The sequence below is a fragment of the Okeania sp. SIO2B9 genome (genome assembly GCF_010672505.1).
Taxonomy (GTDB): domain Bacteria; phylum Cyanobacteriota; class Cyanobacteriia; order Cyanobacteriales; family Microcoleaceae; genus Okeania; species Okeania hirsuta.
This window is the reverse complement of sequence record NZ_JAAHGK010000594.1, coordinates 1-4509: the sequence shown is the minus strand read 5'-3', so window position 1 is coordinate 4509 and position 4509 is coordinate 1. Positions and strand designations below refer to the sequence as shown.

Sequence of the window (4509 nt, the reverse complement as noted above, 5' to 3'; positions counted from 1 at the left end):
TCTATAATATTGAGACAGTGTAAGGTTTGTCCTTTTTCGAGTAAGTTATATCCTTGAATTATGTATGACATAATATCACTCTTTTCTCGATCCAAAAAATCATTTTCATCCCAGTTGTCGAGTAAAGCAAATTTACCATCTCTCAAAGATTCAACAATTTGGTATGGACTTTTGACAATTGAGATTGCGTTTGGTCCATCTTTCATATTGTAAGACCCTAATCGTTCACAATTTTTAACATTTCCAGAAACTATGTAATTTTGACACTTGTTGTGGAGACATGGATAGAAAAGTCTGTTATCTGGTCTTCTAGGAATGCAGGCAATTTCAGTGTCTAAATAGTTCATTAATTCTAGAGGATATATTGCACTTCCTTCAGTAAATATAATTTTTCTGGCACTCATTAGATAAGCTAGTTGTCCGAGAAAATCATAATTTTCTGGCTTCAAGGAAATATAATCCTCATCAACTAATAAAGTCTCTAGATATTTTTCACCTGCAACCGAGCCGTTGAGTGGGATATGAGACCTACCTAGAAAAAGCTTGTCTGGTAGATTTCTTCTTAAGTTATGTGTTCTATCCCAAATTTTGTGCTGTAGGTTCTCTAGATAGGGGCGATACCATTCCTTGATTCCCAATGATAACTCACTACCTGGTTCTGGAATTACTAGGTTTTCAAATGTACGACTATCTGTAACAAAAATACAGCTAGTCATAGGTATTTCTAAAACATCTAAAACTTGGGCAAACCATTTAGGGGGAGTATATGTATGGATAGGGATGTGTCTTGGTGTGGCTGAGAATACAGAAAAAACGATGCCATCATAGTTATTAGTATTAAATGCCCACAAACGATGAATACTTTCACTTAAAACGTGGCCAAAGTGGCCGTTAAAAAATCCGCCATAGATATATGTACCATGATGAAATTTTGAACCCTCAATTTTGGAATCGTTAGTATTACTGCTGTGAAAATTGCTATCTAGGTATCTTGGTCTACCTCCACTATCACCACGCCGATGACGGAATACTCCGGGGATATTATTCGGAAAAATAGGCCCTCCGGCAAATTCAAACCGACCGCGAAAATTTTGGAATCTTTCAACAATAGCATTTTGTATTTGGAAAAGTCGAGAATGATTTTCTTGATCTATTTTGTTTTGATTATTTTTGGATACTTCTTGAATTTCTGGTTCTGAGACTTGACCGCTAGAGTCTTGAGTCTGAGATTCCTCTAATAGTACCATTGTCTGTTTTAGTCGAGAGTTTAGAGTTTCGAGTTTATGGCGGATTTTTGTTAGCTTATCAGAACAATTGTTGATATTTTTATCGTTCTTTTTTGGTGACTTTTTTTCTTTATTTATGCGTTCTTCTCTATTTTTTAATGCTGCTTGATAAAATTCAACATCATCACTATTAATTTCTTCTAATTTATGTATAAGTTTTGGCTCTGATAAAATGTTTTGTATTTTTTTTTCATAATTTGAATAAGTATTTTTATTAGTATACTCAATATCAAAATCACCCCATCCTAGTTGTTCTTTTAGTTCGTTCAAATCTTCTTTAAATAACTCTTGTATACCTACAAAATAAAAATCAGTAACTTCTCTTTTATTGAAAAATCTGGAGGTTATATTTTTAATATTTGGTAGCTGGGCGAATTCCAATAGGCTAATTTGATTTTCTACTAACAAACGCTGGGAAGTATTTTCAATTTTATTTGGTGGCTGATTTAGCCAAAAAAGGTAGTGAGAAATTAATCTATGAATCGGGTGTCTAATCCAGGCAATTTTTTTTGCTTCTGGGAAATATTTTTCATACTTATTTACACCAAAATGACCGTGAATTACTTTGATTTTACTTTTTCTAGCTTCCCACTGATTATTGAATCTTTTTCGGTGTGCTCCAGGATAGTCAATGATAACTGACTCAAAACCATAAACTTGTTCTAAGACTTTTCTAAAAGCTGTTCCTGCTGTTTTAGGCACATGGACTGAAATAATTTCTAATTGTGAACCTTCTGTATTCATACTCTATTTATTGCTTGATTATCTAGGAATTCTTCAATTTGTTTCTAATGTTTTGAAACTGAGATTTGATTTGTTCCAGTCTCTTTCGTGCTGATTCTGTTTCTTTAACAAAATTAGAATTAGTGGGTGTTAATGGCGATTCAGTTTTAATTTGAGGCTTGATAGTTTTTGGCAAAGGAGATGGTTGTTCTTCAGCACTAAGACTGTAACCAAATTCTTGTAAAGCTTCTTGGCAAACTTCAGTACATAAAGCTTGTAGAGAAGGTTCTAAGTCATTTCGCCAACGTCCAATTGATTCTTGAGGATTAGCAGAAGTACGATGTTTTTTTAACTGGGGCGTATCTTCAGATGCTGTTTCTAAAATTTTAGAAATAGTTGAATTGCTATTATCTAAATTCAAATAGTCAAATATAGAACTTAAAGTTTCTTCAGGCGATAAAATTAAATCTTCGTACCTGAGTAAATAGGCTTGTTCTTTCCTTTGTCTCCATAACTGTAGTATATTGGCAGCAATAGATTTAATTACTGTGTTGATATATTCGCGATCGCTATCTACTTGTTTGCGACCGAAAGCTATATATCCTCTCTTAGTGTTGAAGGCTGCTATTGAGCAAGCCATATCACGAAAATCACGAACTAGAATGATTTCTCGTGCTTGAGGATAAAGTTCAAGCAATACTTTTCTATTGAATATCATAAGAAATTTTTCTACAAAGTAAAGATTATTTTTGCTACTATCGCTCGGGGGCGGAAATACTTTGCCTTGTTTCGTCGCTATATGTTCATAGAACTGATCGAGGTTTTGGCGACAAAAATCACCTAAGTTTTCTATATACTCTCGTGTCAGCCAAGAATTATCTAAAGAATTATTCAGATTATGATTATTATAAGGATTTGGCCCTATACAACGAAGTTTGTTATAAAAGTAGTCAGGAGAGAATTCAACAGGGTTATGTGGTTGTGAGAGAATAGTCAGCATTTGCATCCAATATTGGGATACTCGGATTTCATAGGGGTAAATTTGACTTGCAACAATTTTTGGGTGTTGCGAAAGTAACCGCATAATCCAAGTGCTTCCCGATCGCCCTGAAGATGTCACCAATAAAGGTTGCAACTTAGATTGATAATTTGAGTGTAGTAGCTGACGACGATATTTTATAACTCCAATTGAGACAGTGCTTTTATTCTCAAATACTGCTCGTATACTTAGCTCACTCTCTAGTGGCAATCCAATAACCCCCACTTCTACCTGAAAACCAGAGTTTTTAGCTCCAGAGACTTTTGGATACTGTTTAGCTACACCAGGACGATTTATACTGGCAGTAGCTTTGCGCAGAAGTCTACCGTCACTAAGTAATTGAACTTCTACAACTTTGGAGTTTTTACCTAGTACCCAACCTGAAACGTAAATTCTATAGGTATCAGTTTTGCTTCCTTTCTTAGGTTGGTCTATAGCAAAACCCCATAATGTTTCTGTATCAACTTCAGCGCGATGGATATCTAAAATTTCAACTATAGCGTTTTCACTCATATATTTTGATGAATTTATGAACAGGATAAGCTAGATAATGCTAACATTTCTCTAGTTCTATTACAACTTAGCTAAAAATTGTTCAAAAACCAAAAAAAATATTTATTCGATATTATTATGACTATTAACACACAATATTTTGTCGAAGCTAATCAACTCAAACGCCAAGGAAAGCTAGAGCAAGCGATCGCTCTGTACTATTAAGCAATTGAGTTGAATCCTAATTTTTCTTGGTCAGGACTTACGCAAAGACACTATATATAGTGCATACCCTTAAAGGTTTATCTATATTGGCTATCGCTTGAAAAACAAAATATAAAAAACTTAAAAATTGAACTTAAATTACTTTAGTTGTGATACTAGATTAGTATGAAACCAACTATTTGTCAACACTTTGAGAATAAACTTTAATTATATAAAATATTGTCAGTATTTAATAAGTAGTCACAAAAATTACACTCTCACAAACCTTGCTGACCATCTAGAAACAGTGAGCCACGATAGCGTAGCTTTGCGTCAGCAATCAAATTAATCGTTACTTAAAAAATATTGATTTAGCAGCAGAAAATTTGTGGCAAAATCTCAGGGAGGAAATTGTAACTTCTGAAGATGGTTATTTGCTGCATTAATGATACAGTTCTTAATAAAGAATACTCCCAAAAAATAGAACTTGTCCGAGGTCAGTATAACGGTAACGAACATAGGGTAGTCCGTGGAATAGGAATAGTTAACTGCTTATATTTTAATCCTCAAATAGAACGATTCTGGATTTCGCGATTATCGTATTTATGCTCCAGAGAGTGATGAAAAGAGTAAAATAGATTATCATTTTCTTTGTGGGTTTAATACCCCACCGTCAACGGGGGTGTTCACGCATTACTTGGGGGAGCGAATCCATAAGTAATTTTCCTCCTGTCTCCTGTCTCCTGTCTCCTGTCTCCTTCTTCA

3 protein-coding genes are annotated in these 4509 nt (G+C 34.3%); 1 reads left to right on the top strand and 2 read right to left on the bottom strand.

All coding sequences use genetic code 11. The annotated features are described in order from the left end of the window. Together F6K13_RS19740 and F6K13_RS19735 are read right to left on the bottom strand one after the other, a co-directional pair. The coding region (locus F6K13_RS19740) for a sulfotransferase family 2 domain-containing protein (RefSeq protein WP_287288115.1) at nucleotides 1–2030 on the bottom strand (2030 nt) is incomplete at its 3' end. Between the two features lie 22 nt (nucleotides 2031–2052). Next, on the bottom strand, nucleotides 2053–3561 hold the full coding sequence (locus F6K13_RS19735; RefSeq protein WP_287288113.1) for a sulfotransferase: 1509 nt from the start codon (nucleotides 3559–3561) through the stop codon (nucleotides 2053–2055). 78 nt (nucleotides 3562–3639) lie between these two features. Here F6K13_RS19735 and F6K13_RS19730 point away from each other — a divergent pair, with 78 nt between their 5' ends. Then, nucleotides 3640–3765, top strand: a complete 126-nt coding sequence (locus tag F6K13_RS19730; RefSeq protein WP_287288112.1) for a hypothetical protein — start codon at nucleotides 3640–3642, stop codon at nucleotides 3763–3765. Nucleotides 3766–4509 lie beyond the last annotated feature (744 nt).

Excerpts from the sequence above, each read along its gene's own strand:
- F6K13_RS19735 (WP_287288113.1), bottom strand. The coding sequence starts at position 3,561 with ATGAGTGAAAACGCTATAGTTGAAATTTTAGATATCCATCGCGCTGAA.